Genomic DNA, 25,097 nt, shown 5'->3' on the forward strand with positions numbered 1-25,097 from the left:
AATCCAAACTCTACATTCTATTTGTATTTTCATCATTTATTAAATAAACATCTGCCTTAACTTAACATTCCGTATTATTCAACTTTAAACTCTTTTCTCAATAAGTTCATTTTGCAAAATTTTATAATTTGTATTCATACATAAATAAGTTATTTATTTTAATGAAGAACAATACAGCTATTTTTTGCATAAAACTATTCCTATATGATACTTAAACAAGCTATTACTGCTTCGTTAGTAAATTGAAACTCCCCAAATATCATATTGAGATGGTATTATTTTTTGGTACATTTGCATCTTTTGTAAATAAACACGAAATTTTTTATAATCTTATCCGTTTTAAAAATAAACAGCATACTTTTTGTTTATGCTAAATGCTTGAAGAAACTACGAATGTTAATTAATAACCCCAAATACCACTACCTCTACCTTTTCCTCTTATTTTCCGGCATTGTCTGCGCACAAAATACAGCAAGTGGCAAAATCGTTGATGCTAAGACCAACAAAGAAGTTACCGGAGTGGATATCTTTATCAATGACAGTAACCAGCCCCTTTTAACAACAACTAATGGGGATTTCAGTGTTCAGTCGGACAGCATTATTTATAAACTAAAGTTTCTAAGAAAAAGCTATGCATTAGAGAGCGTTGATATAACACCTGAAAATGCCAACAATATTTTTGTAAAACTTTCTAAAGAAAAAGTAGAAAGTATTCAGGAAGTTGTCATTCACAACGAAAAAACAAAATACAAAAACAAAAAAGAAAACCCTGCTTATGCTATTATGCAGGAAGTCTGGAAAAGAAAAAGAAACAACGGACTGAATAAGTTTGACACATATACTTATAAAGAATACGAAAAGATCCAGTTTGACGCCAACAATCTTGATAGTGCCTTTATGAAGAGGAAGATCTTTAACAAGCTGGATTTCATTTTTGATTATGCAGATTCAACCGCGAGTGGTAAAATGGCACTTCCCGTTTTTTTAAATGAAGCAGTTTATGAAAATTATGGAGAAAATAAACCCGGAAAGAAAACAAAGAGACTATTAATTGCTCAAAAAACTTCTGGATTTCAAGATAATCAAATCGTTACTTTAACAGCAAAAAACCTTTATCGGGATATTAATATTTATGATAACACATTGAATTATTTTGATATTGGTTTTCCAAGCCCGGTAGGAACGGACGGATTTAGTACATATGATTACAATTTAGTTGACACCCTCAGTGTACGTGGGGAGAACGCTTATAAGATCAGATATCAACCCAAAAGAACAGATATTTTAGCTTTCCAGGGCTACCTCTATATTGACACCGATACCTATGCCGTAATAGGAGCTACATTGAAATCAACACAGAAAATGAACGTTAATTTCGTGAATGGAATTTCCACTGAATTAGAATATGATAATCCTGACGAAAATACTTTTTTGCCTAAAAAGTTTGTAACAGAAGTAGAAATAACACCATTTTCAAAAAAGAAAACCTCTAAAAGCATAATTGCCAAAAGATCTGTTGATTATTCAGACTATGTATTTAACAAGCCTCTTGCTGCATCAGTTTTCACCCGTAGAGAGGAAGAATATGATAATAAGTTCGTAGATAAAGACGAAGCTTATTGGACCAAAGCAAGACCCGACTCGTTGTCTAAATCTGAACAAGGTGTGTATGATATGCTTGACAAGCTTCAACAGGTTCCAAAATTCAATCGAATTGTAAAATTGTATGAAACCCTTGGCTCAGGATATTACAACGTCACAAAAGGGATAGATCTAGGTCCCATATTCTCAGTATATGGAGTAAACGAAGTAGAAGGGGATAGAATAAGATTGGGAGCCAGAAGCTATTTTACCATGAACGACCCTTGGAGAATACAATTCTACACTGCTTATGGTTTTAAAGATCAACAATTTAAATATGGTGTCGAAGCAAAATACATGTTCAACAGAGTTAACCGATTTATGATCGGAGCTGGGACGAGAAGAGACATTATGCAGCTGGGAGTTCAGCTAACAACTGACGATGGAATCATGTCCAGATCATTTGCGTCTTCAACCGTTTTCGCAAGGGGAGATAATGCCTCTTTAAGTTCTTTAAATCAAACCAATGTTTTTGCGGCTATTGAGCCTTGGAAAAATTTTCAGGTTAGAATTGACGGAACCATGCAAAGCATTAAATCTGCCAATCCTGATGGATTCAGTCTTATGTACTATAGAAATGGAAACTTAAGACAAACGCTTAACGACTCACATGTTACTGTTAGCTTAATAGCGAGACCAGGAGCTAAATTTTCACAAACCGGAGTTGACAGGCATGAACATGGAACATTGGCACCCACAATTGTCTTAAAATATACCCGAGGACTTGAAGGTTTATTTAATGCAGATTTCAATTACAATAAATTGCAATTCTTATTTTATAAACCTGTTTTAATTGGAAGCTGGGGAAAAACATTAATCAATTTTGAAGCTGGAAAAAATTTCAACACAGTTCCATTGGCTTTACAAAATGTGATCCCAGGAAACCAATCCTACAGTTTAGTAGGGAACACATTTGCTCAACTTAATTACTATGAATTTGTAGCAGATACCTACACTACCTTGCATTTGGAACACCATTTTAACGGTAAAATCCTTTCTTATATTCCGTTGATCAAGAAGCTGAAATTAAGAGAGATTGCATTTATAAGAAGTGCATACGGAACATTAAGCGATGCTTCCAAGAACATTAATGTAGAAGGATTCAAATACTCCGCACCAAGTGATCACATCTACTATGAATATGGATTTGGGATTGAGAATATAGGATTTGGAAATTTAAGGATCTTCAGAGTAGATTTTAACTGGCGGGGCAACTATCTAAACAGACCTGATATTTCTACATTTGGAATAAAAGCTGGTTTCCAGGTTGGTTTTTAATTTAGATTAACTAAAACGAAAAAATTGTTTATACATTTTAATTATAAACATAAAGAGGTCTCAAATAATTGAGACCTCTTTATTATATTATTTAGCAAGTTTCACAGAAATCGATAACCATATTAACACATTTTCTCTTCTGCTGTTCTGTCCATTGGCACCACTCTGCACACCATGTGGCCGGTACGGGACAATCTGAACCAAGTCCTCCGTTAATGTTTTTCAAATCCTTCTTTCCCAATTTTTTCAAATTTTTCATAATAAATAGTTTTAGTTTGTTGCCTACTCTTTATGCTTTTCGGCATTCGCATTTTATTTAATAAATAAACGATGATAAATATAAAATATTTCACGAAAATTGGAATATTATAAAAAATATTTGCCAAAAAAGCCCCAACATTGTTGAGGCACTATATGTAAGTATAAAATTCAGACTAGCATGGACATGGATCTGGATCTATAATCATATTTGGGCATCTAAGCCTTTGTTGTGGCGTCCATGAGCACCATGCTGAACAGGTAGTTGCTGGAGGAGGACAAGCTGCCGCACCACCATCAATTGATTTCAATTCTCTTTTCGTAAGTTTTTTTAGGTTTTTCATAAAATAGTTTGTTTTAAAAATTTGTACTCATTCTTTTCAATTAACAATCACATGGTGTATCAATAACAGCATTGATACAATGTGCTTTTTGCCAAGCTGTCCATGAGCACCATTCTGCACACCATGAAGCTGGTACCGGACATCTTTCAGCGCCACCATCAATCGTTTTTAACTCTCTTTTTGTCAGTTTTTTTAAATTTTTCATAATAAATAGTTTTAGTTTGTTGCCTACTCTTTATGCTTTTCGGCTTTCGCAATCATTTGTATATGAACGCTAACAAATATAAAAATATTTCACAAAAATTGGAATATTATAAAATATTTTGCCAAAAAAAAGCCTCAACACTGTTGAGGCTTTTAATTTTTATAGAACGCTTAGATTAAGCGTTTGGTTCTACAGATACAAAAGATCTGTTATTTGCTTTCTTTCTGAAAACTACTTTACCGTCTACTAATGCAAACAAAGTATGGTCTTTACCCATTCCCACGTTTTCACCTGGGTGATGTTGAGTACCTCTCTGTCTGATAATAATATTACCGGCAATAGCTTCTTGTCCACCGAAAATCTTTACACCTAATCTCTTAGAGTGAGATTCTCTACCGTTTTTGGAACTACCGACTCCTTTCTTGTGTGCCATTTTATTTGTAGATTATTATTATTTATTAAGAGCTTTAAATTGATCAATGTTCTTAACGATAGCAGCATCAACTTCTTCGTGAGTAAGAACTTTCTTCTCTAATTCAACTTTAACAGCTTTTCCTAAAGTAATTAAAGTTTCTCTGTTTTCTTTAGACTGAGACAAGTTGTTTTTCTTTAAGTGATAGTTCAGTTCATGATCTTCACCAAAGTTAACAGTTGCGTTGTCTGAAAGAACTTCAGCCTTTACTGTTTCTTTTTTAGCAGTCTTTTTTGCTCCAGCTTCAAATCCAGTGATTCCTGTAATTTTAATCTGAGTTAAAGATTGTCTGTGACCGTTTTTAACTTCGTAACCTTTTCTTCTTTTCTTTTTGAAAACGATTACTTTATCAGCTTTAACATGGTCTAAGATCTCTGCATCTACAGTGATCCCGCTTACAGCTGGGGCGCCTACAGTGATTGTACCGTTTACAGTAAGAAGAACTTTATCGAAAGAAACTTTCCCTCCTTTATCTCCTTTTAAACGGTGTACAAACAACTTCTGGTCTTGCTCAACTTTATATTGAAGCCCTGCTATTTCTACAATTGCAAACATTGTTTATAAATTTTTAGTTATTTCGAGGTGCAAATATAAGAATTATTTTCTAATTACCTTACAATCAAAACAATCTTTTTTACTTAAAAGCTTTTTCACTATATAAGGAATAATTTTAACTATTTATGTATTAGTAAATAAAAAATAATTTATATCTTCGTTTTCACCAAAAAAATATTTTATATGAAAAACTTTAAATTCTGCTTTCTAGCAGGAGCAGTTGCTGTATTCTCTTTAACTGCATGTAATGATGACAAAATGGAAGACAATGTCTTACCAAAATCACAATCGGAAAACGCAAAAATTGAGCAACCGGGGGACAAAGAAAAAATTTGTTACTATGTAGATCAAAACTGGAGTTCATCATCCGTTTTAATGACTGGCTTACAAACCACTGCTGATACGAATTTCATGAATGGTCAAATGACCAAAATCGCAAGCATGTGGGGAAGAAGTAATCCTACCCTACGATTTGTAAATGATCCTTCGAATTTCAATTCCACTTACAATGCAATTTCATATTCAAGCGGAAAAATTTATTACGGCTATGCTATTTATGCTGATGCAAAAAATAAAGGTGGAGACATTGTCAATGCGATGATTTTAGCTCATGAATATGGTCATCAATTACAGTATATCTTTAATTTACCTTCTGTAAATGAATCTACTGCGAGACCTAACGAATTAGAAGCAGATGGATTTGCAGGTTACTATTTAAGAAGACCAAATGGGTATAACAAAACCACCTTCGCAGAAATCGCTTCTGCTTACGAGTTTGCACAAAGTATTGGAGACAATCAGACGAACAGTCCTAATCACCACGGAACTCCACCACAAAGAAGATCTGCTGTACGTTTAGGTTTCCTTTTAGGACAATACAGTCTTTCTGCAGCTGATTTCGATTATAACTTCTTCTATTATTATCAAGGTGTTTTAAACGGAACCTACAAAATGGGGAAAAATTCAAGAAATCCTGAAATTGACGCTTATATGAGTCAATATATGGATGAATTAAGAAAAATTCAAACCGGAGAAATCTCTGCTGAAGAATTTAAAAATCTATAAACACTCATTTTTGCATATTTAGAAAGGAGGTAAAGTTATTCTTTACCTCTTTTTTATTTACTCAGAATAATTAATAAACTTTATTTACTTTTGAACTTTATCATACAATACAATGAATAGGGATCTCTATATTGATTTTGCAAAAGGATTAGCAACCATTTCAATTATATTTATTCACACTGCTTTCTGGTCAGGCCAATTTTATATTCCTGCCGAAGTAAGAGTCTTTTCATTGGTATTTGATGTTGCCTTATTCTACGCATTAAGTGGGATTACTTCAGGAGCTAATATTGAAAAAACGTTGTATCGGTTACTGAAATTACAGATCACCTACATGATTTTTGTAACGTTTCTTTTCTTTCTCGACTACTTCTTTAAGGTTTTCGGGCTAACCTTCTTCTCCATGGAATGGTTACAAAAATTTTATTCAACATTTGGTTCAAAATACGCAACAACGAGTATATCAATGGAACCTCAATGGCAAAATCTAGGTAACTGGTATCTTCATCAGTATACTAATGCTGATACGTTTCCTGTAGTTATGGGAAGCTTCTGGTACTTAAAAGTGTATTTTATATTAACCGTTTTTGGAGTTTTAACTTTAAGATTTTTTCCAAAACACATCAATTGGTTTATCGGATTATGTATTGCTTTAACATTAATATTTAATCTCTTTCCCTGGCTTTATCCAACGGGACAGGTCGGTTATGTGGCATTTTATTTTGCCGTATTTTTAATTGCCAATAGAATGAGAGGAAAAAAAATTCCGACTAAAATAATCCCCATTCTTTATGCAATAGTTGCAGCCTTACTATTATGGATGTTCTGGTATTACGGATCCGAAATATTTTATAAGATCAATAAAAATAAATTTCCACCTCAAGTCCCTTATATTATATGGACATTATTCTCTTTAGTAACATTATTTGTCTTCTATAACCGGTTAAAAATCACAAAGGAGAATTTCATCACCTATATCGGTAAGAATGCCATTTTCTTTTATTTTGCTCAAGGAATAAGTTCTTCTCTGGTGTATTTTCTGGTGGTTTCTTTAAATGAAAAAATACCGTGGTGGAGTTTAATGATCATCATCTATATCATTAATATCGCTTTAGCAACAATAATAGCAAAAGGCCTGAAGAAAATAGATAGCCTGGGATGGAATATTCTGGAATTCCTTCGAAGAAACACAGCTTCTTAAATAACTGAAATAAAAGAAGATTTGTTATGTCAATTTATTTTAAATTTACAAAAAATTTAAAACATGTTTAAGTTGAAACTTCCTACTGATCCAAGGTGGGCAAATATTGCAGAGGAAAACATTGAAGAAATTTTAACGGATCATGCATGGTGTGAGCAGAAAGCAGCAACAAACGCTATCTCTCTTATCACGATGATGCCTGAACAAACTGAAATTGTAACCGGACTTCTTGCTATTGCTCAGGAAGAGCTTGATCATTTCAATCAGGTTCATGAGATTATTAAGAAAAAAGGATATTCTTTCGGAAGAGCCAGAAAGGATGATTATGTAAATGAGCTTGCCAAATTTATTGTTCAGGGGAAAAGAGAAGATCTTATTGTTGACAAAATGCTTTTTGCGGCTATGATAGAAGCAAGAAGTTGTGAAAGATTTAAAGTTCTTACTGAAAACATCAAAGATGAGGAGCTAAAAGTGTTCTATAGAGAGCTAATGATCTCTGAAGCAAACCATTACACAACATTCATAGGATTCGCAAGACAATTAGGTGATCCTGAAAAAGTGAATAAGCGATGGGAAGAGTGGCTAGACTATGAAGCTAGTATTATCAAATCATACGGAAACAAAGAAACAATACACGGTTAATCCAAAATACATTAAAAACACAAGTTGAAAAAACTGACTTTTGAAAATATTGCCAACTTTTTCCTGAAAAATTTCTTTCAGGGACTTGTGATTATTGGACCTATCGGACTTACTATTTTTGTAATATGGTATGTTGTCACCTCTATTGACAATATAATACCATCTGTTGCAAAAGAAATTCCGGGGTTAGTTTTTGTATCAACCATTTTAATTACCGCAATTTTAGGATATTTAGGAAATAAATTCGTTGTGGGGAGATTTTTTTTTGACACGATGGACAGTTTGTTGGAAAAGACTCCTGGAGTAAAACATATTTACACTCCTACAAAAGATGTTATGTCTTCATTTGTGGGAGATAAGAAAAAATTTAATGATCCCGTTTGGGTAAAAACCAATGAAAACCCGGAAATCTGGAGGATTGGATTTTTAACTCAGAAAGAAATGTCTGATGTGGATAAGCACAATTATGTTGCTGTATACCTTCCACATTCATATGCTATTTCCGGATGGGTAATTGTTACAGAAGAAAAAAACATCAAACCTGTAGTGGGCATGACAGCCGCATCAGCTATGAAATTTGCTGTTAGTGGCGGCGTAGCTGGTTTCCACTCTGATGAAAATATATTTAAAGCTCCAGAGTAATATTCATTATTCTTTTAAATATACTTGATGAATTGAAATTATTTTCAAACAAATTTTCTTTACAAAACAAATAAATACTTAACTCATGAATTTACCGTACGCGGAACCTTTCCGTATTAAAATGGTTGAAGAAATTCGCCAGTCAACAAGAGAAGAAAGAGAACAATGGCTTAAAGATGCCAACTACAATTTATTCAATCTAAAATCTTCACAGGTTTTTATCGATCTATTAACTGATTCCGGAACGGGAGCAATGTCAGACAGACAGTGGGGAGCATTGATGACCGGTGACGAAAGTTATGCTGGTTCTCGTTCATTTGACCAACTTCACAACACTGTAAAAAGCATAACAGGTTTCCAATATCTTTTACCTACACACCAAGGAAGAGCTGCAGAAAACGTTCTTTTTTCTGTTCTTGTAAAAGATGGTGATGTTGTACCTGGAAATTCTCATTTCGACACAACAAAAGGACATATTGAATTTCGTAAAGCCCATGCCATTGATTGTACAGTGGATGAAGCTTTTGACATCAACGATCTGCATCCATTCAAAGGGAATATCAATCTTGAAAAACTGGAAGAAGTTTATAAAAGCCACCCAAAAGAAAAGATCCCTTTCTGTCTGATTACGATCACTTGTAATTCTTCAGGAGGCCAGCCTGTTTCTTTGGAAAATATGAAAGCAGTAAGAGAGCTTTCTAATAAATATGGAATTCCTGTTTTCTTTGACTCTGCAAGATTCGCTGAAAACGCTTACTTCATTAAGAAAAGAGAAAAAGGTCAGGAAAACAGAAGTATCAAAGAAATCTGTAAAGAAATATTCTCTTACGGAGATGGAATGACCATGAGTTCTAAAAAAGATGGACTGGTAAACATCGGTGGTTTCATTGCATTAAATAGTGAGGAAATTTTCAGAAAAGCGTCCAGTTTTACTATTATTTATGAGGGGTTCATTACTTACGGAGGAATGGCCGGGAGAGATATGGCCGCTTTATCAGTAGGACTTGATGAAGCTACAGAATTTGCCTATTTAGAAAGTAGAATTTCACAGGTTGAATATCTCGGAAATAAATTGATCGAATATGGAGTTCCAGTTCAAAAGCCAATTGGAGGACATGCTGTTTTTATCGATTCATTAAATTTTCTTCCTAATGTTGCCCGTGAAGAATACCCAGCACAGACTTTAGGTCTTGAAATTTATAAAGAAGCTGGGATCAGAACAGTAGAAATCGGTACTTTACTTGCCGACAGAGATCCGGAAACGAGACAAAACCGTTATCCAAAATTGGAATTGGTTCGTTTGGCCATACCTAGAAGAACATATACCAATAACCACATGGATTATATTGCCGCAGCTATTAAAAACGTTTATGAAAGACGCGATGAAATAGCAAAAGGATATAAGATCACATGGGAGCCTGAACTTTTAAGACACTTTACAGTACAACTGGAAGAAGCATAAAAATAAAACCGGGATTTATTCTCGGTTTTTTTATTTCTCATTGGCTTATTTTATAAGTAGTTAAAAATATCAACTACAAATCAATTTAGGACAAACATTCTTATCAGATTTCATAATTTTAACTGATTTTGGCTATTTAATTAAAATTTTTCATTTAATTATGCAATACATTTATTTTTCATAATACTTTTCAAAGAATAGTGATTTTTTCTGATGATTTAAAAACAAAAATCAATACTTTTGATAGAATTACCAATCACAGAAACTTGATATATATGAAAATTAAATACTTAAGTGCCTTATTTCTGGGCACGACTTCCGTGCTTTATTCGCAACAAGTGAACGATACTATTTCTAAAGAAGCAAAAATTGAGGAAGTTGCTATAACCGGAAGCCGGAATAAAAAAAGAACCGTAGTAGATACTCCAGTACCCATTGATGTCATTGATATTAAACAAGTAAGCCAATCAACAGGGCAAGTGGAGGTCAATCAGCTTTTGCAATTTGCTGCCCCTTCATTCAATTCCAATAAGCAATCCGGATCAGATGGTGCAGACGCAGTAGACCCTGCGACTTTAAGAGGACTGGGACCAGATCAAACTCTACTTTTATTGAACGGCAAAAGATATCATCAATCTTCACTTATCAATCTTTTCGGCACCAAAGGAAGAGGAAATACAGGTTATGATATGAATACCATCCCTATCGGAGCAATCAAAAGAGTGGAAGTACTTCGTGATGGAGCAGCTGCCCAATATGGCTCCGATGCTATTGCCGGGGTCATTAATATTGTACTAAATGATCGGAATAAAGGATTTGAAGGAAATGCTTTTTATGGAATGAATCTCTTTAAAAGTCCAGGAAGCAATGATGTTGTATCCGACCACAAAATAGATGGAAATACTTTTGATTTCAGTGGGAATTATGGAACGAAAATAGGCTCTCAGGGTGGTTTTGCCAATTTTACAGCTGAGTTCATCAATAAAGAATATTCTATTCGAAATGCAAATCCAGCAATCTATGATGCTCCTAGACAACGTTTTGGTGACGCAAAATCTCAAAATGTATACTTCTTTGGAAATATCGAAGTTCCTTTATCTGACAATCTAAAATTTTACTCCCATCCCGGTTTCTCCCAAAGAAATACAGATGCCAATGCGTGGACCAGAAAAGCAAATGCTGACGGAAATGTACCAGAAGTATACCCAAATGGTTTTAATCCAATCCAAGATACAAATATAACAGATTTCACGTTCGATAATGGCCTGAAGTTCAAAGTTGCCGGCTGGGATGTTGATTTTTACAATGCTTTCGGAAGTAACCGATTTACTTATCAGATTGATAATACGATCAATGCAACCCTGGGTGTAAAATCACCTACCAGTTTTAATGCAGGGGGACATTCTATCTTACAAAATACGACAGGCTTTAATGCGACAAAACAATTCAATGTACTGGAGGGATTAAATATCGCTTTTGGATCTGAATTCAGATATGAAAAATTTAATGTTATTAAAGGTGAAGAAGCTTCGTATGCTATGTATGACGTTAATGGAAATATTGTAACCTCCAGTACACCACAAAATTTATTGGTAACAAACCCTTTAAATGGCAACACAAGACCCGGCGGTTCACAGGGTTTTCCAGGATACTCTCAGGAAGTTAATAAAAGTAGAAACAATTTTGCTGCTTATGTAGATACTGAACTGGATATTACCAAAAAATGGATGGTAAGTCTTGCCGGAAGATTTGAAAACTACAACGATTTTGGAAGCACCATTAATGGAAAATTCGCAACAAGATATGCCATAACTTCTCAATTTGCCCTTCGTGGTTCTGTTTCCACTGGTTTCAGAGCACCTTCTTTAGCACAAAAATACTATGCTCTACAATTCACCAATTTTCAGGGAGGTAATTTAGTAACTATTCAATTAGCCTCAAATGACAGTCAACTTGCTAAAGACGTTGGAATTCCGCAATTAAAACAAGAAACATCATTAAACGGAAGTGTTGGATTTACATTTAACACTGGAAAATTCACAGCCACTGTTGATGGTTATTATATTAAAGTGAAAAACAGAATTGTTTTAACTGGTAATTTTGCCCGAACAGATCTTCCGGAACAGGTTCAAATAGATTATCCATATATAGATCAGGCACAGTTTTTCTCTAATGCTATAGATACCAAAACAAGAGGTGTTGATGTTATTTTAAGCTACAATGAAATTATTGGAAATGGAAAATTAACTACAAGTTTAGCCGGAAACTATAATGAAATGCAAATCACATCTGTAAATGCTTCCGACAGATTAAAAGGCAAAGAAGACATTTATCTGAGCCCAAGAGAACGGGCATTTATCTTAGCCTCAGCACCTAAAACAAAAATAAACTTAAGCTTGAATTATAAAATTTCAAAGTTCAATGCTAATTTACAATTGGTTAGATTTGACAAGCTTACATTAATCGGCTATAATGGGGCTGATGACTATCAGACTTATAATGCAAGAGTAACCACTGACTTGTCATTTGGGTATGATTTTTCGAAGAGTATTACATTGACATTGGGAAGCAAAAATTTATTCAACAGATACCCAACCCTACAAACAACAGCTGTTTCAGCTGGTAACACAGAATCCGGAGGAATTTTTGATCCTGTACAGATGGGTTTTGCAGGAAGACAGGTTTTTGCAAGATTTAATTTCAAATTTTAAAGAATAGAAAAAGGCTCCCGATAACTTCAGGAGCCTTCTTTATTTATTTATTTTATTTCTTTGATATTTTATACAATTTCCCACTATCTGTTACAGCATAAATATTTCCATCCATCCCATCGAGTACATCTCGGAATCTCTCTTTCTGGTCAGCCAGAAGACGTTCTTCGCCTACAACCTTATTGTTCTTCATTACAATTCGGTTGATATGTTCTCCGCTTAAGCATCCAATGATCAAATTCCCTTTCCATTCATCGATATTTCCCGTATAGAAAGTAACTCCACTTGGTGAAATCACAGGATCCCAATAGTAAACAGGCTGTTCAGTTCCTTCTTTTTGAGTAATTCCCTGTCCTACTTTTTCTCCAGAATATTCAATACCATAAGTAACATCTCCCCAACCATAATTTTTACCGGGTTGGATAAAATTAATCTCATCACCCCCTCTCGGTCCCATTTCAACATCCCAGAGATTTCCATTTGGGTCAATAGCCATTCCTTGAGGATTTCTTACTCCATAAGCATATATTTCGGGCTTATATCCTGCTTTTCCAATAAATGGATTTCCCGGAGCCGGTTTACCATCTTTTGTGATTTTAAGAATTTTACCTAAGTAATTATCTGTTTTCTGAGCATATATCCTTGTTTCTTTGTCTGATCTTTCACCAGTACTTACAAATAAGTTACCTTCTTTATCAAAGGCCAACCTACTTCCATAGTGCTTATCTCCATCATATGACGGCTCTGCTCGAAAAATAACCTTCACATCTGTTATAGTTTTGAGATCTCCGGAAAGTTTACCCTTTGCAACGGAAGTTAAGTTCCCTTTCCCAAAAGGTTCAGAAAAACTGAAATAGATCGTATTATTATTTTTAAAATCAGGATCAAGCGCTACATCCAACATTCCACCCTGACCTTTTGAATCTACTTTTGGAAATCCTTCAATTTTAGAAATTTGCTTTCCATCAGTAGAAACAACATTCATAAAACCTTTCTTATCTGTAATTAAAAATTTCCCATCGGGTAAATTTATGATGCCCCAAGGTCTGCCCAAATCTTTAGTTAAGACTTCTACTTTATAAGGTGTTGTGGTTTTTACAGCCTTAATTCTCGTTTGTCCTGCAAATGCAGGTTTATAATTAGAATTCGGCTTTTCTGTTTCAACGCCGCCGTCCTTTGAGACCTGCTGGGCATTTGCATTATTCTTTTTACATGCCGATAAAAGTAAGAAAAGACTGAAAGCGGGTACATAAAACTTATTGAATTTCATAGTATTGGGATTAGTGATTTAAAAAATGAATGGAAAAATAATGCCACAAAAATTTGCGTGTTCAAAATTTTATTCTACATTTGTAGAACAAACTATCAAAAAGTAGAACATGAAAGAAATAAAGTTAACAGATTCCGAAAAGGGGATTATGGAAATTCTTTGGGATAAACAAAAGGTTTTCATGAAAGATATTCTAGACCTTTACCCTGAACCAAAGCCGGCTTCCACAACAGTCGCAACCTTATTAAAAAGGATGCAGAATAAAGATCTTGTAGGCTATACATTATATGGAAATTCTCGTGAATACTATCCAAAAGTAGGTAAAGGAGAATATTTCAAGGAAGAAATGACTTCTATGATTGACCGTTTTTTCGACAGTTCGGTAACACAATTTGCATCATTTTTTACGTCTAATGCAAAATTATCTCAAAAACAGTTGATAGAACTCCGCGAAATAATTGATCAACAAATAAAAGATTAAAGATGTTTTACATTTTTCTCAAAATAATTTTATGCTCTTCGCTACTTATTACAATGTATTATTTTTTATTGGAAAAAGAAAAAATGTATCGTTTCAACAGATTTTTCTTACTTTTTTCATTACTGTTTTCATACTCGGTTCCTTTCATTTCAATTACAGTGGAAAATCCAATTTCAAAACAGAAATCACAACTCATTTTTGAAGAGGCAACCCAGCAAATACAATCACTCTCTGCAAAACAGGAAAGCTTTGACTGGGTGAACGCATTATGGATCATATATGGGATCATTGCTATTGCCCTCCTTGTAAAAGCCATCATTTCAATCCTGAAGATTAAAAATATTAAAGGAAAAAAAACAACTCACTTCAACTACAAAATAATATTAACAGAAAATAATCTGTCTCCTTTTACTTTTTCAAACACCATTTATCTTGGAAAAAACTACCTAGTCAATGATAAAATAGATCCACGAATATTTTTACACGAAAAAAGCCATTTGGATCAAAAGCATAGCTGGGATCTATTTTTAATCGAAATTATTAAAATCTTAACATGGTTTAATCCTGCTATTTATTTTTATAAAAAAGCAATCATTACCAATCATGAGTTTCTCGCTGATGAGACTGTTCTAGAAAATAATTTCAATGTTAGGGATTATCAGAATTTAATCCTTAATGAAATAATTGATTCTCAAAAGCTTGAATTTACTCATCCATTTAATTTTAACAATACCAAAAAACGATTTATTATGATGAACACTAAACAATCAAAATTTACCTGGCTGAAAAAAACAGCGGCGCTTCCCATATTAATAATAGCCTTTGGTCTTTTTGTGGAGAAAACATACGCCAGCAATTCTGTTTCAAATATAGATGACTCAAAAGAGCATGGAAAAATATCGTTGATAAATGCTCCACAAAAAACAGCTGACGAACAAGAAAGCACAACGAACAAAATAATTGCTTCGGATACCATTCGTCCAACAAAAAAAGGAGCAGCCAAGAAAGGGAAAATCAATCGAAATTCTGAAATGGCTCCACCACCACCTCCTCCAGTAGAGAAAACAAAAGGAAAGAAAGCGAATATGGCTGGAAACCCTGATGTTCCGCCGCCACCACCGCCAGCAAACAACTCTTTTGTTCAGGCAAAATTTCCGCAAGGAATTAATGAGCTAAGAAACAAAATTTCCAAGAACTTCAATGGAAGTCTTCTTAATGGAAATGAAGGGTATATACGATCCGACGTTTTTATCTCAATTAAAGAAGATGGCACAGTTGACAAGATAACAACAGATGGTAATAACAGGGTTTTTAATGATGAAGTTTACAGAACGGTAAAGTCTGCTACAGAAAACGTAAAATGGGAGCCAGCACTTGCTGATGGCAAACCAGCAGCAACTGTCTTCAGACTTCCAATAACGATGACTTTTGAATATGGTAAAAAATGATAATAATTGTAAGAGTCCGCTTTAGGACTCTTTTTTATTTCATAAATTTGATGTATGAATTTCAATCTTCACTCAGAATACAAACCAACCGGAGATCAGCCTCAAGCTATTGAAAAACTTACCGAAGGAATTGAAATCGGTGAGAAATATCAGACTTTACTAGGGGTTACAGGATCTGGAAAAACTTTTACAATAGCCAATGTTGTAAACAATGTTCAAAAGCCTACCCTGGTTTTAGCGCATAATAAAACTTTGGCAGCCCAGCTCTTCATGGAGTTTAAGGAGTTTTTCCCTGACAATGCTGTCGAGTATTTTGTAAGCTATTATGATTACTATCAGCCTGAAGCTTATATTGCAACCACGGGAACCTATATCGAAAAAGATTTGAGCATTAATGAAGAAGTGGAAAAATTACGTCTTTCTGCTACTGCAAGTTTGCTTTCGGGAAGAAGGGACGTATTAATCGTAGCTTCCGTTTCATGTATCTATGGTATCGGAAACCCATCTGAATTTCACAAATCCCTTATATCGATTGGAATTGGTGAGAAAGTGACAAGAACGGCACTTCTTCACTCTTTAGTAAGTGCACTCTATGCAAGAACTCTAAACGAATTTCAGAGGGGAACATTCAGGGTTAAAGGAGATGTAATCGATGTTTTCCCAGCATATGCAGATGATGGTGTCAGAATTCAGTTCTTTGGTGATGAGATTGAAAAGATCCAGAGTTTCGATCCTGTTACAGGAAATGTAACGTCTAATTTTGAGCAGATTCAAATCTACCCTGCTAACTTATTTGTTACCTCCAAGGAAACTTTAAATGGAGCAATCAGAAGTATTCAGGATGATATGGTAAAACAAGTGGATTTCTTTAGCTCCGTAGACAAGCCTTTGGAAGCAAAAAGACTACAGGAAAGAACAGAGCTGGATCTTGAAATGATAAAAGAATTGGGTTACTGTTCGGGAATCGAAAACTATTCAAGATATCTGGATGGAAGACTACCTGGTTCTCGACCTTTCTGTCTTATCGATTATTTTCCAAAAGATTTCCTGATGGTCATTGATGAAAGTCACGTAACTGTTCCTCAGGTTCATGCGATGTATGGCGGCGATAGAAGCAGAAAAGAAGCTCTTGTAGAATACGGCTTCAGACTTCCTGCTGCAATGGATAACAGACCATTAAAATTTGACGAATTTGAAACCATGCAGAATCAGGTCATCTATGTTTCGGCAACACCAGCCGATTATGAGTTGGAAAAAACCGGAGGATCCTATATTGAACAGATCATTCGTCCTACAGGACTTCTGGATCCTGTTATTGAAGTAAGACCATCATTAAATCAAATTGATGACCTGATGGAAGAGATCCATAAAAGATCTGCTGCAGATGAAAGAGTTTTAGTGACCACACTAACAAAAAAAATGGCTGAAGAGCTCACCAAATATTTTACAAAATTCGGAATAAGAACCAGATATATCCATTCAGATGTTGAAACACTGGAACGTATACAGATCATGCAGGATCTAAGGTTGGGAGTTTTCGATGTTTTGATCGGAGTCAACTTATTAAGAGAAGGATTGGATTTACCTGAAGTTTCGCTGGTTGCTATTTTAGATGCCGACAAAGAAGGAATGCTAAGAAGCAGAAGATCAATGATTCAGACGGTTGGACGTGCGGCTAGGAATATTAACGGCAAGGCTATCCTATATGCTGACAAGATGACAAAATCGATGCAAGCTACTATAGATGAAACAGAGTACCGCCGTGCAAAACAGATGCAGCATAATGAAGAAAATGGTTTGGTACCAACTGCTTTAAATAAAAAGATTTCAGAAAATCTAGTTGGAAGAAGTAAGGATTTCCCTGATTCAAAATATACCCAAAAGGAAATTATTCAGAAAGTTGCCGAAGCCAAAGCAAATTACGCTACTGAAGATATTGAGAAGATGATCGAGCAAAAGCAAAAAGAAATGGAAGCGGCAGCAAAAAACCTTGATTTTATAAAAGCGGCAAAGCTTCGTGATGAAATTGCAGGTCTGAAAAACTAAGCAGAACAACAATGGAAACAATCATCATTATTTGCGGGATTTACTCTTTAATACTTGGTGTGTTTCACTTATTCTTTTGGAAGTTTTTTAATTGGAAAAAAGACCTGGAAAAGCTTTCTCAAGTCAACAGAGGAGTTATGCAAATCTTAAACATCCAGATAATTTTTGTCTTCTTCACCACTGGTTTAATATGTCTCTTTTTTAATCATGAAATAACAGGTACAAATTTCGGTAAATACTTTCTATTAGCTAATTCTGGATTTTGGGCATTAAGAATAGTTAACCAGTTTATTTTTTTAAGAATTAATGATTACAGAATTCATTTATTAACGTTTGCGTTTTTTATCGGATCTATACTTTTTCTTGTTCCTGTAATGTATTCAGTTAATAAATAAAAAAATTGGAAATACAAAAAAGTGACACCGACTCTTTTATTTAATTCCATTTTATTTACACATTAAATACTTTAAGGAACTATACATGTAATACACTACTAATAAATAAAAAGAGACAGGCAATAGCTTGTCTCTTTTTATTATCAATGTTCTCTTTTTAGAGATATTATAAATTTACTTTAGAGGAGTAGGAAATCATTCAAATAAATCTCAATGTGTAAATTCTTTAATTACTTCTTTTAAATCAGGATACTGTTCAAGTAATACGCTTCTTTCTGCTAGTTCGAAATCTAAAAAATCAAACCCAGGAGCAACGGTACAACTAACTAATGAATAACCTTTCCCATTTGAAATTTTTGCAGCAAACCACAAATTGGCTTCAATTCTTACTTGCGGTATCTGTCCGTTTTCTATAGAATTCCCCAAAATTACGGTATGTAGGTTCCCATCTTTTATAAAAACAATTTCCAAAGGCTCTCCTTGATGGAAAAACCATAATTCATCAGATTTAATTCGATGAAAAGAAGATTTGTTTTCATTTTCCAACAAATAATAAATAGCAGTACTTATGTTTCTTACATTCCCATCTTCTAAGGTTAATGTCTGCTCACATCTGTACGTTTCTTTATAATAGCCTCCTTCAGGATGTGGCTCCAATTTTAAAATATCAACGAGCTTTTGAGAATCCATCTGTTTATATTAAAATTTATAAGTCTTGGTTTTTATTTTTTCATAATTTACTGTTCCCCCGCGAAGTGGCGTCAACAGATCCATCAAGCCATTCAGCTTTATTTCATAAATGGTTGAAAGCTGCATTCCAAGTTTTCCTTTCGGCATTCCCTGTCGTTGAAACCATTCGAGATAACTAATTGGCAAATCAGCCAGTACAGTTCCTTCATGTTTTCCAAACGGCATTTTAGCAACACATATTTCTTTCAATATTTCTGGGTTTATTCCTTCCACAACTTATACTATTAAATCAACTTTATTATCTAAATCATTGTCCTTATCTGGCAACTCCAGTTCAGGATGTGCCTCATCATCTGAAAATTCGTTTCTATACACCTGAATGAGTAGAAGAGTAAGAGAGATCAGAATAGGCCCGAAAATCAGCCCCATAAAGCCAAACAAATTCATTCCCATAATAATTCCAAATACTGTATTAAGGGGATGAATATCTTCCAGTTTCTTCAAAAGTGTAAAACGCAGCAAATTATCCGTCAGTCCCACGACCACCAAACAGTAGACAGCAAGACCAAGTCCCGGTCCTGTATCACCCACAGCAATCATATAAATACAAACCGGAATATACACAATGGCTGCCCCAACAACCGGGATCATGGAACCAGCAGCTGTTAATGCAAAAAGTAATACAGGACTGGGTGCACCAAAGATAAAGTACCCTATAAGTGCCACAATCCCCTGGCCAATAGCAACCACAGGAATTCCTATGGCATTTGCCATAATCAGCTTTCTCATTTTATCGCCGATCAGAGAGACATTAGCTCTCTTTAAGGGAGCAGATGATGTCAATATTTTTTCAAAAAGTCTTGGTTTTTCTAAAAGAAAGTAAAGAATAAAATACATTGACATGATCACGGTAAGCGTATTAAAGGTTCCACTAAGAGCAACCGAAGAGATTTTTCCTACTGAACCTTTTACCTTATCCATATTTTCCTTACTCAATATATCAAACCCAAACTTTGTATCGATATAAGTATGTATTTTCTCAAGAAATACATTAAACTTGGTCATATAAGCCTGTGCATTCCCTAGTTTATCAATCAATAGATCAGCTATAAAATAGATCGGCAGAATAAGAATGATCAAACTGGCAAGCATTAACACCAGTGATGAAAGCCATGGTTTCCATTTTTTCACCTCCTGCAAATAAAAGTTATACTTGCGACATACAACATAGATCGTAAGTGCCCCCAAAACCGAAGGTATAAAAAGGGCGAGGTTAAAACAAATCAGCCCCGTCAACACTAATATAATAGCAAGCAAGAAAACCTGCTTTATTGCCACCCCGCTTATTTGTTTCTCTTTATTTATCATAATTTACTTTAACAATATTTGTCTTGGTTTCCCCAGAAAAGCACAATATGCAGAATACATTACAACCATAATAAACGGAGCTGTAATAATAACCCCTATGAAGCAAAGTACAATACCTGCAAAAGATATTAACAGTCCAACCACGGTTGTTCCAAGAAAAACACCATAATTTTCTTTTGCAATATTGAAAGATTTTCCCAAAGCTTCTGTTGCTGAAGCATTTTCAAATAATAAAATTGGATAACCCAACAACAACAAGGGATAAACAAAAAAGAACGGGATAAAACAAATGGATAGAGCCACACTGGATATAACTCCCGAGATCAGACTGTAAATCAATATATTCACAAAATTCTGACGGTATCCGATAAATAAGTCAGCAAATTCAATAGGATTTTTAGTGTTATATTTATTCACAATAAATATTAATCCGACATACAAAGGAGCAAGGAGAATACCCAGCAATCCTGATAAGGTAAGGTACAACGGAAATCCCGGTGCATTCCAATAGCTAAATCCAGAGAAATCATCACCAGCATCTCTCATTTCTTCCATCATAGAGGCAGAATTGAATCCTGTTACCGTTTGAATTATAAATCCACCGATGATATACACTATCATTGCGACAATAGCATAAAGAAAAACTCCTTTATACATTTCGAAGGCATGCGAAATAATTGAGCCCGTATCTCTATTAGGTACGGAGCCTTGCTGATCAAATTCGTCGAATCCAGACATGGTTTAATTTTTTAATGTTTTACCAAATTTAATTTTTTTTGATAAAAAAAGCATTAAACAAAGCCAAAATTTAATTTTTTTCTGAAAAAACGGTCTTATACAATGAATATATTATAGCATTCCAAAAAGGAAAAGTGAAGAGTCCACCCACTAGAAACAATGCGAATCCAACATATTTAAATATAAATGCAACAATAACGCAAACCATTATTTCTACAAAATACATTTTCAAAGCCTTAAAGTTTAAAGTAATGGCTTCAAAAATTCTTTTATCGGTAAAAAACATCAGTGGAGCAACAAATAGAGTAACCATAACCCATACAATTCCAAGAATAATCGTTTGTGCCGACAGCAGGTAAACGAAAAACCAAAATAAAAAGTAACTGATGTACTTAAAGAAATTAGATCCATTATAACCCGCAAACAAATCACCCAAAACTATTTTCTCCTTAAGATCAATTTTTCTGAATATTTGGAAAAGCCCGAGATTTAAAGGATAAAGAAAAACAATAACCCCTAAAAGGCAATAACTGAAATTCTTGTAATTTTCAGTGGCACTTATAACAGCTGCTTTCTCCATATAAGCCTTGGTTCCTAAACGAAAAGCTTCAGCCAATTCTTGATTTTGCTCCCAGATCCCAAATCGTGAGGCGAAAAAAAACATTCCTGTAAAAAATATCGCAAAGTAAATAATGGAAAACATCAATTGAAAAATTAAAGTTTTATTCCAATAGAAAAATGCCTGCTTCAGTATAAAATCAATTCCCGGTTTCTGTGGATATTTGTTCTGCATGTAAAATATTTTGTGCAAAAGTAAACATCAATAAGTACTTTTGTCGAATGTTTTCAGTGAATCATCAAAAATTTATGGAAATGGACGAGCTTTCTCTTCAGAAAACTCCCTTTTTCTTTATCATCGACTTCCTAAGTGAGAAGGTTGAAATCTATCTGGAGAATGAGATTGAAAAATCAGGCTTATTAATTGATTTTCAGTCAATTTCAACATCTAATAACAAGGAAGAATTACACAAAGAAATAATATGGAAATCATATCCTGAATCATTAGAAAGTTTTAAAAATGGATTTGATGAGGTTCAGAAAAATATTCGTCTTGGAAACTCTTATTTAGTTAATTATACACGAAAAACTAAAATAGAAACAAATTTATCCTTGAAAGAAATATTTCTTCACTCCGATGCGAAATATAAAGTTTTTTATAAAGATTTTTTCGTATTTTTTTCTCCTGAAACTTTTGTAAAGATCATTAATGGTAAAATTTATACTTACCCAATGAAGGGAACTATTGATGCTGCAGTAGAAAATGCAAAAGAAGTTCTGAAAAACGATAAGAAAGAAAAAGCTGAACATTACACGGTAGTCGATCTGCTTAGGAATGATCTCAGTATGGTAGCAGATGATGTGAAAGTTGATCAGTTTCAACATATTGATCTTATTAGAACACAACAAAAGGATCTCTACGCGATGAGCTCAGAAATTACAGGAAATTTAAAGCCTGAATTTTCAGGGAAGGTTGGAAGTATTATGAAAAAATTACTTCCTGCAGGTTCTATTTTAGGAGCACCTAAACCAAAGACCTTGGAGATCATTCAAAAGGCTGAAGGCTATAAAAGGGGCTATTATACAGGAGTTTGCGGTTGGTTTGATGGCGAAAATGTCGACAGTTGTGTAATGATCCGTTTCATTGAGAAAGAAAATGGCACTCTGTATTTTAAGAGTGGTGGAGGGATAACCCATATGAGCAAGTTAGAAGACGAATATCAGGAAATGAAAAATAAAATTTATGTTCCAATTTATTGAAAGTATTAAAGTAGAAGACCAGGAAGTTTTTCTTTTAGATTTCCACCAAAAGCGTGTAAATCAAACATTTGCCCATTTTGGTAAGGAAGGCTCTATTGATCTGTCAAAAATCTTCAAAAACCTTGATCATGACGAAGACGGTCTTTTCAAACTAAGAGTGGCTTATGACCTGGATAAAAAGGTTAGAACACAGATGATACCTTACGCTATTCCGGAAATACAGGATTTTCAGTTGGTGGAAAATAATACTTTTGATTATTCCTTCAAATTTGAAGACCGAAAGGAGTTAGAAAAAATGAAAATGAAATCTAAAGCTGAAGAAATTATTATTGTTAAAAACAATCATATAACCGACACTTCATTTTCCAATCTTTTATTTATGAAAGGTAAAGAATGGTTTACTCCCACAACTTATCTTTTGAATGGTGTTCAAAGACAAAACCTTTTAAAGAAAAAGAAAATAAAAGAAATGGAAATCACCTTACAAAACATTAAACAATTTTCACACTTCCAATTGATTAATGCTTTGAATGATTTCGATGATATGTTTATTTATCCTATCGACAGGATCAATAATTTGCCTGGTAATGAAGAATATCTGGATATTTAGTTTTCTGCCATAAATTCAAAATAACCCTTTAATACATCTGCACTATTTGTACCGTGAGTATTGATTTCCAATATTTTAGGCTGAGTATCCGGTTTAAAGAAATTATCTAATACCCTATCTAAAGTTCTGTCATCCTCTACTTTTGTATATGCGAAACCAAAGTGTTTTGCTAAATATTCAGCGTTCTTATGGTGCTTTGTTGCAATGAACTCATCTAAAGTATTTGGGTTGGCATTTCCAGGTCCAGGAATAATTTTAAAAATATTTCCTTCCCCATTATTAAAAATGATAATCCTTACAAACGGAGGGATATATTGATTCCAAAGACCATTGATATCATAGAAAAAACTTAAATCTCCTGTAATCAACAAGGTAGGATTAGAACTCTTGATCGCAAACCCCATTGCCGTAGAGGTACAGCCGTCAATTCCACTGGTTCCTCTGTTGCAGTACATTCTTCTTTTACCAAAATCAAATAGTTGTGCATATCTGATTGCAGAACTGTTACTGAAATGAATGTTATAATTTTCCGGTACTGTTTGCGAAGCTTTATTAAAGAAATAGAAATCAGAAAACTCAGCCAGATTCAAAAACTTTTCGTGTTTCGCATCTTTCTTATCTCTGAGGACATCCCAAAGGTTGAAATATGGTCTTGGCTCAAGATTGATAAATTTTAATAATTTTGAAAAGAAAATTTCTGGTTTTATTTCAATTTTTTCTGTTAAAGAAAAATAGGTATCCGGTTGCCAGACCTCGTCCAGATGCCAATGTTGTTTTGGGCGGGCTTTTCTTAAAAACTGTTTTACTTTCTTAGAAACTACATTCTGCCCAACGGTAATTAATAAATCCGGAGCATATTTTTTATAGTCTTCTTCAGTGAAGTTAAAAATATAACGATCTATGAAACGGAAAAATTTTTCATGATACACATTGGAGTTCGCCTCACTTAGCACTACAGCTGAGTGATTTTTAACCAACTGTGACAATTGATTTTCCAATTCCGGACTGTAATCTTTTGTTCCAACCAAGATCATAATACGCTGAGAAGTATTCCAATCTGCAACAAGGTTGGAAGGAATCTCGTATTCTTTCTTTTTAATGGTTTTTTCAACTGTAGGAAAAGTTGGCAGTTCTGAAACCAATTCATACAGGGGCTCTTCCAGGGGAATATTAATATGTACCGGACCTTGTTTTTCAAAACAAAGTTCAATCGCTTTTTTAATCGTCTCAAAATTGATATCCTCAGCATTTTCCTCTTTATCTTCTAAAAGCTGAAAATCTCCATAAGAATGTTGATGAAAAACATTATTCTGTCGTATGGTCTGTCCGTCAAAAATATCAACGAAATCTATTGGTCTGTCGGCAGTTAACACTAAAAGAGGGACATTTTGATAAAATGCTTCTGTTACAGCAGGATAATAGTTAACCGTTGCAGAACCACTGGTACAAGTAATTGCAACAGGTTTCTTTTCACTTTTAGCCATTCCCAGAGCAACGAAAGCGGCACTTCTTTCATCTACAATACTAAAACAGTTAAAATGATCTATTTCTGAAAAATGAATCGCAATGGGAGCATTTCTCGATCCTGGAGAAATGACAACATCTGAAATTCCGTACTGCTGGAGAAGGTTTGCTAGTATCTGAATACTTCTCTTAGAAGAATATTTTTTCATATGACAAATGTAGTTCATAAATACTAAATTGTAAAATCATTTAATCTAAAAAAGACGTAATTTAGCACCCACGTTAAATTTCTA

At 34.2% G+C, this 25,097-nt stretch carries 24 protein-coding genes; 12 read left to right on the forward strand and 12 right to left on the reverse strand.

The window, feature by feature from the left end:
• The first annotated feature begins 393 nt into the window (after positions 1-393).
• On the forward strand, positions 394-2,919 hold the full coding sequence (locus tag AC3WRL_RS06680; RefSeq protein ID WP_261510376.1) for a DUF5686 and carboxypeptidase regulatory-like domain-containing protein: 2,526 nt from the start codon (positions 394-396) through the stop codon (positions 2,917-2,919).
• A 91-nt stretch (positions 2,920-3,010) separates the two neighbouring features.
• Here AC3WRL_RS06680 and AC3WRL_RS06685 read toward each other — a convergent pair whose 3' ends face one another.
• The 5 genes from AC3WRL_RS06685 to rplU all read right to left on the reverse strand — a co-directional run bounded on the left by AC3WRL_RS06685 (position 3,011) and on the right by rplU (position 4,753).
• Positions 3,011-3,178, reverse strand: coding sequence for a bacteriocin-like protein (locus AC3WRL_RS06685; protein ID WP_261510377.1), 168 nt, complete (start codon positions 3,176-3,178; stop codon positions 3,011-3,013).
• A gap of 175 nt (positions 3,179-3,353) precedes the next feature.
• Positions 3,354-3,521, reverse strand: a complete 168-nt coding sequence (locus tag AC3WRL_RS06690) for a bacteriocin-like protein (RefSeq protein WP_214829461.1) — start codon at positions 3,519-3,521, stop codon at positions 3,354-3,356.
• 40 nt (positions 3,522-3,561) lie between these two features.
• Positions 3,562-3,726: a bacteriocin-like protein gene (locus AC3WRL_RS06695; protein WP_261510378.1), complete on the reverse strand. Its 165-nt coding sequence runs from the start codon at positions 3,724-3,726 to the stop codon at positions 3,562-3,564.
• Positions 3,727-3,901: 175 nt separating this feature from the next.
• The gene (gene rpmA / locus AC3WRL_RS06700) at positions 3,902-4,159 is read right to left on the reverse strand and encodes a 50S ribosomal protein L27 (RefSeq protein ID WP_007842221.1); all 258 of its coding nucleotides are present in this window, start codon (positions 4,157-4,159) and stop codon (positions 3,902-3,904) included.
• Between the two features lie 18 nt (positions 4,160-4,177).
• Positions 4,178-4,753, reverse strand: coding sequence for a 50S ribosomal protein L21 (rplU, locus tag AC3WRL_RS06705; RefSeq protein ID WP_261510379.1), 576 nt, complete (start codon positions 4,751-4,753; stop codon positions 4,178-4,180).
• Between the two features lie 183 nt (positions 4,754-4,936).
• On the opposite strand from rplU, the gene AC3WRL_RS06710 reads away from it, so the two are divergent.
• The 6 genes from AC3WRL_RS06710 (at position 4,937) to AC3WRL_RS06735 (ending at position 12,476) form a co-directional block, all read left to right on the forward strand.
• Complete coding sequence (locus tag AC3WRL_RS06710) at positions 4,937-5,818, forward strand: neutral zinc metallopeptidase (RefSeq protein WP_261510380.1); 882 nt, start codon at positions 4,937-4,939, stop codon at positions 5,816-5,818.
• Positions 5,819-5,930: 112 nt separating this feature from the next.
• A complete protein-coding gene (locus tag AC3WRL_RS06715) occupies positions 5,931-7,019 on the forward strand; it encodes an acyltransferase family protein (protein ID WP_214829478.1) in 1,089 nt (362 codons plus the stop codon).
• A gap of 63 nt (positions 7,020-7,082) precedes the next feature.
• Positions 7,083-7,661 (forward strand): MiaE family protein, encoded by a 579-nt coding sequence (locus AC3WRL_RS06720; RefSeq protein WP_214829480.1) that lies wholly within the window; start codon positions 7,083-7,085, stop codon positions 7,659-7,661.
• A gap of 24 nt (positions 7,662-7,685) precedes the next feature.
• Positions 7,686-8,303, forward strand: coding sequence for a DUF502 domain-containing protein (locus tag AC3WRL_RS06725; protein ID WP_214829482.1), 618 nt, complete (start codon positions 7,686-7,688; stop codon positions 8,301-8,303).
• Positions 8,304-8,388: 85 nt separating this feature from the next.
• A complete protein-coding gene (gene tnaA, locus AC3WRL_RS06730; RefSeq protein ID WP_214829484.1) occupies positions 8,389-9,765 on the forward strand; it encodes a tryptophanase TnaA in 1,377 nt (458 codons plus the stop codon).
• Between the two features lie 275 nt (positions 9,766-10,040).
• Entirely contained in the window at positions 10,041-12,476 is a 2,436-nt protein-coding gene (locus AC3WRL_RS06735; protein ID WP_492329985.1) for a TonB-dependent receptor plug domain-containing protein, read from the forward strand.
• A gap of 52 nt (positions 12,477-12,528) precedes the next feature.
• On the opposite strand, the gene AC3WRL_RS06740 is transcribed toward AC3WRL_RS06735, so the two are convergent.
• Positions 12,529-13,746 (reverse strand): PQQ-dependent sugar dehydrogenase, encoded by a 1,218-nt coding sequence (locus tag AC3WRL_RS06740; RefSeq protein ID WP_214829488.1) that lies wholly within the window; start codon positions 13,744-13,746, stop codon positions 12,529-12,531.
• Between the two features lie 109 nt (positions 13,747-13,855).
• Here AC3WRL_RS06740 and AC3WRL_RS06745 point away from each other — a divergent pair, with 109 nt between their 5' ends.
• The 3 genes from AC3WRL_RS06745 (at position 13,856) to uvrB (ending at position 17,721) form a co-directional block, all read left to right on the forward strand.
• Positions 13,856-14,227 (forward strand): BlaI/MecI/CopY family transcriptional regulator, encoded by a 372-nt coding sequence (locus AC3WRL_RS06745; RefSeq protein WP_214829490.1) that lies wholly within the window; start codon positions 13,856-13,858, stop codon positions 14,225-14,227.
• Positions 14,228-14,295: 68 nt separating this feature from the next.
• A complete protein-coding gene (locus tag AC3WRL_RS06750) occupies positions 14,296-15,675 on the forward strand; it encodes a M56 family metallopeptidase (RefSeq protein ID WP_492329986.1) in 1,380 nt (459 codons plus the stop codon).
• Positions 15,676-15,729: 54 nt separating this feature from the next.
• Positions 15,730-17,721: an excinuclease ABC subunit UvrB gene (uvrB, locus tag AC3WRL_RS06755; protein ID WP_214829494.1), complete on the forward strand. Its 1,992-nt coding sequence runs from the start codon at positions 15,730-15,732 to the stop codon at positions 17,719-17,721.
• A gap of 605 nt (positions 17,722-18,326) precedes the next feature.
• On the opposite strand, the gene AC3WRL_RS06760 is transcribed toward uvrB, so the two are convergent.
• From AC3WRL_RS06760 to AC3WRL_RS06780, 5 genes are all read right to left on the reverse strand, one after another.
• On the reverse strand, positions 18,327-18,806 hold the full coding sequence (locus AC3WRL_RS06760) for a cupin domain-containing protein (protein WP_261510386.1): 480 nt from the start codon (positions 18,804-18,806) through the stop codon (positions 18,327-18,329).
• Between the two features lie 9 nt (positions 18,807-18,815).
• Positions 18,816-19,070, reverse strand: coding sequence for a DUF3820 family protein (locus tag AC3WRL_RS06765; RefSeq protein WP_214831306.1), 255 nt, complete (start codon positions 19,068-19,070; stop codon positions 18,816-18,818).
• 12 nt (positions 19,071-19,082) lie between these two features.
• Positions 19,083-20,174, reverse strand: a complete 1,092-nt coding sequence (locus AC3WRL_RS06770) for an AI-2E family transporter (protein WP_214829504.1) — start codon at positions 20,172-20,174, stop codon at positions 19,083-19,085.
• Positions 20,175-20,177: 3 nt separating this feature from the next.
• The gene (locus tag AC3WRL_RS06775) at positions 20,178-20,912 is read right to left on the reverse strand and encodes a beta-carotene 15,15'-monooxygenase (protein WP_214829511.1); all 735 of its coding nucleotides are present in this window, start codon (positions 20,910-20,912) and stop codon (positions 20,178-20,180) included.
• A 70-nt stretch (positions 20,913-20,982) separates the two neighbouring features.
• On the reverse strand, positions 20,983-21,705 hold the full coding sequence (locus tag AC3WRL_RS06780; protein WP_214829513.1) for a hypothetical protein: 723 nt from the start codon (positions 21,703-21,705) through the stop codon (positions 20,983-20,985).
• A 47-nt stretch (positions 21,706-21,752) separates the two neighbouring features.
• Here AC3WRL_RS06780 and AC3WRL_RS06785 point away from each other — a divergent pair, with 47 nt between their 5' ends.
• Both AC3WRL_RS06785 and AC3WRL_RS06790 read left to right on the forward strand, forming a co-directional pair.
• A complete protein-coding gene (locus AC3WRL_RS06785) occupies positions 21,753-22,730 on the forward strand; it encodes an aminodeoxychorismate synthase component I (protein WP_261510389.1) in 978 nt (325 codons plus the stop codon).
• Entirely contained in the window at positions 22,714-23,340 is a 627-nt protein-coding gene (locus AC3WRL_RS06790) for an aminotransferase class IV (RefSeq protein ID WP_214829517.1), read from the forward strand. Before AC3WRL_RS06785 ends, AC3WRL_RS06790 begins: the two co-directional genes overlap by 17 nt.
• On the opposite strand, the gene menD is transcribed toward AC3WRL_RS06790, so the two are convergent.
• Positions 23,337-25,013 carry a 2-succinyl-5-enolpyruvyl-6-hydroxy-3-cyclohexene-1-carboxylic-acid synthase gene (menD, locus tag AC3WRL_RS06795; protein WP_261510392.1) on the reverse strand — a complete coding sequence of 559 codons (1,677 nt, stop codon included), beginning with the start codon at positions 25,011-25,013 and terminating at the stop codon, positions 23,337-23,339. The two genes, AC3WRL_RS06790 and menD, sit on opposite strands and share 4 nt — an antisense overlap.
• Positions 25,014-25,097 lie beyond the last annotated feature (84 nt).

The sequence above is a fragment of the Chryseobacterium sp. FW101-FHT12H09 genome (assembly GCF_058790395.1).

Excerpts from the sequence above, each read along its gene's own strand:
- AC3WRL_RS06780 (WP_214829513.1), bottom strand. The coding sequence starts at position 21,705 with ATGCAGAACAAATATCCACAGAAACCGGGAATTGATTTTATACTGAAG.
- AC3WRL_RS06680 (WP_261510376.1), top strand. The coding sequence starts at position 394 with ATGTTAATTAATAACCCCAAATACCACTACCTCTACCTTTTCCTCTTA.
- AC3WRL_RS06745 (WP_214829490.1), top strand. The coding sequence starts at position 13,856 with ATGAAAGAAATAAAGTTAACAGATTCCGAAAAGGGGATTATGGAAATT.
- AC3WRL_RS06790 (WP_214829517.1), top strand. The coding sequence starts at position 22,714 with ATGTTCCAATTTATTGAAAGTATTAAAGTAGAAGACCAGGAAGTTTTT.
- AC3WRL_RS06710 (WP_261510380.1), top strand. The coding sequence starts at position 4,937 with ATGAAAAACTTTAAATTCTGCTTTCTAGCAGGAGCAGTTGCTGTATTC.
- AC3WRL_RS06740 (WP_214829488.1), bottom strand. The coding sequence starts at position 13,746 with ATGAAATTCAATAAGTTTTATGTACCCGCTTTCAGTCTTTTCTTACTT.
- AC3WRL_RS06775 (WP_214829511.1), bottom strand. The coding sequence starts at position 20,912 with ATGTCTGGATTCGACGAATTTGATCAGCAAGGCTCCGTACCTAATAGA.
- AC3WRL_RS06695 (WP_261510378.1), bottom strand. The coding sequence starts at position 3,726 with ATGAAAAATTTAAAAAAACTGACAAAAAGAGAGTTAAAAACGATTGAT.
- uvrB (WP_214829494.1), top strand. The coding sequence starts at position 15,730 with ATGAATTTCAATCTTCACTCAGAATACAAACCAACCGGAGATCAGCCT.
- AC3WRL_RS06770 (WP_214829504.1), bottom strand. The coding sequence starts at position 20,174 with ATGATAAATAAAGAGAAACAAATAAGCGGGGTGGCAATAAAGCAGGTT.
- AC3WRL_RS06715 (WP_214829478.1), top strand. The coding sequence starts at position 5,931 with ATGAATAGGGATCTCTATATTGATTTTGCAAAAGGATTAGCAACCATT.
- rplU (WP_261510379.1), bottom strand. The coding sequence starts at position 4,753 with ATGTTTGCAATTGTAGAAATAGCAGGGCTTCAATATAAAGTTGAGCAA.
- tnaA (WP_214829484.1), top strand. The coding sequence starts at position 8,389 with ATGAATTTACCGTACGCGGAACCTTTCCGTATTAAAATGGTTGAAGAA.
- AC3WRL_RS06735 (WP_492329985.1), top strand. The coding sequence starts at position 10,041 with ATGAAAATTAAATACTTAAGTGCCTTATTTCTGGGCACGACTTCCGTG.
- AC3WRL_RS06785 (WP_261510389.1), top strand. The coding sequence starts at position 21,753 with ATGTTTTCAGTGAATCATCAAAAATTTATGGAAATGGACGAGCTTTCT.
- menD (WP_261510392.1), bottom strand. The coding sequence starts at position 25,013 with ATGAAAAAATATTCTTCTAAGAGAAGTATTCAGATACTAGCAAACCTT.
- AC3WRL_RS06720 (WP_214829480.1), top strand. The coding sequence starts at position 7,083 with ATGTTTAAGTTGAAACTTCCTACTGATCCAAGGTGGGCAAATATTGCA.
- AC3WRL_RS06690 (WP_214829461.1), bottom strand. The coding sequence starts at position 3,521 with ATGAAAAACCTAAAAAAACTTACGAAAAGAGAATTGAAATCAATTGAT.
- rpmA (WP_007842221.1), bottom strand. The coding sequence starts at position 4,159 with ATGGCACACAAGAAAGGAGTCGGTAGTTCCAAAAACGGTAGAGAATCT.
- AC3WRL_RS06760 (WP_261510386.1), bottom strand. The coding sequence starts at position 18,806 with ATGGATTCTCAAAAGCTCGTTGATATTTTAAAATTGGAGCCACATCCT.
- AC3WRL_RS06685 (WP_261510377.1), bottom strand. The coding sequence starts at position 3,178 with ATGAAAAATTTGAAAAAATTGGGAAAGAAGGATTTGAAAAACATTAAC.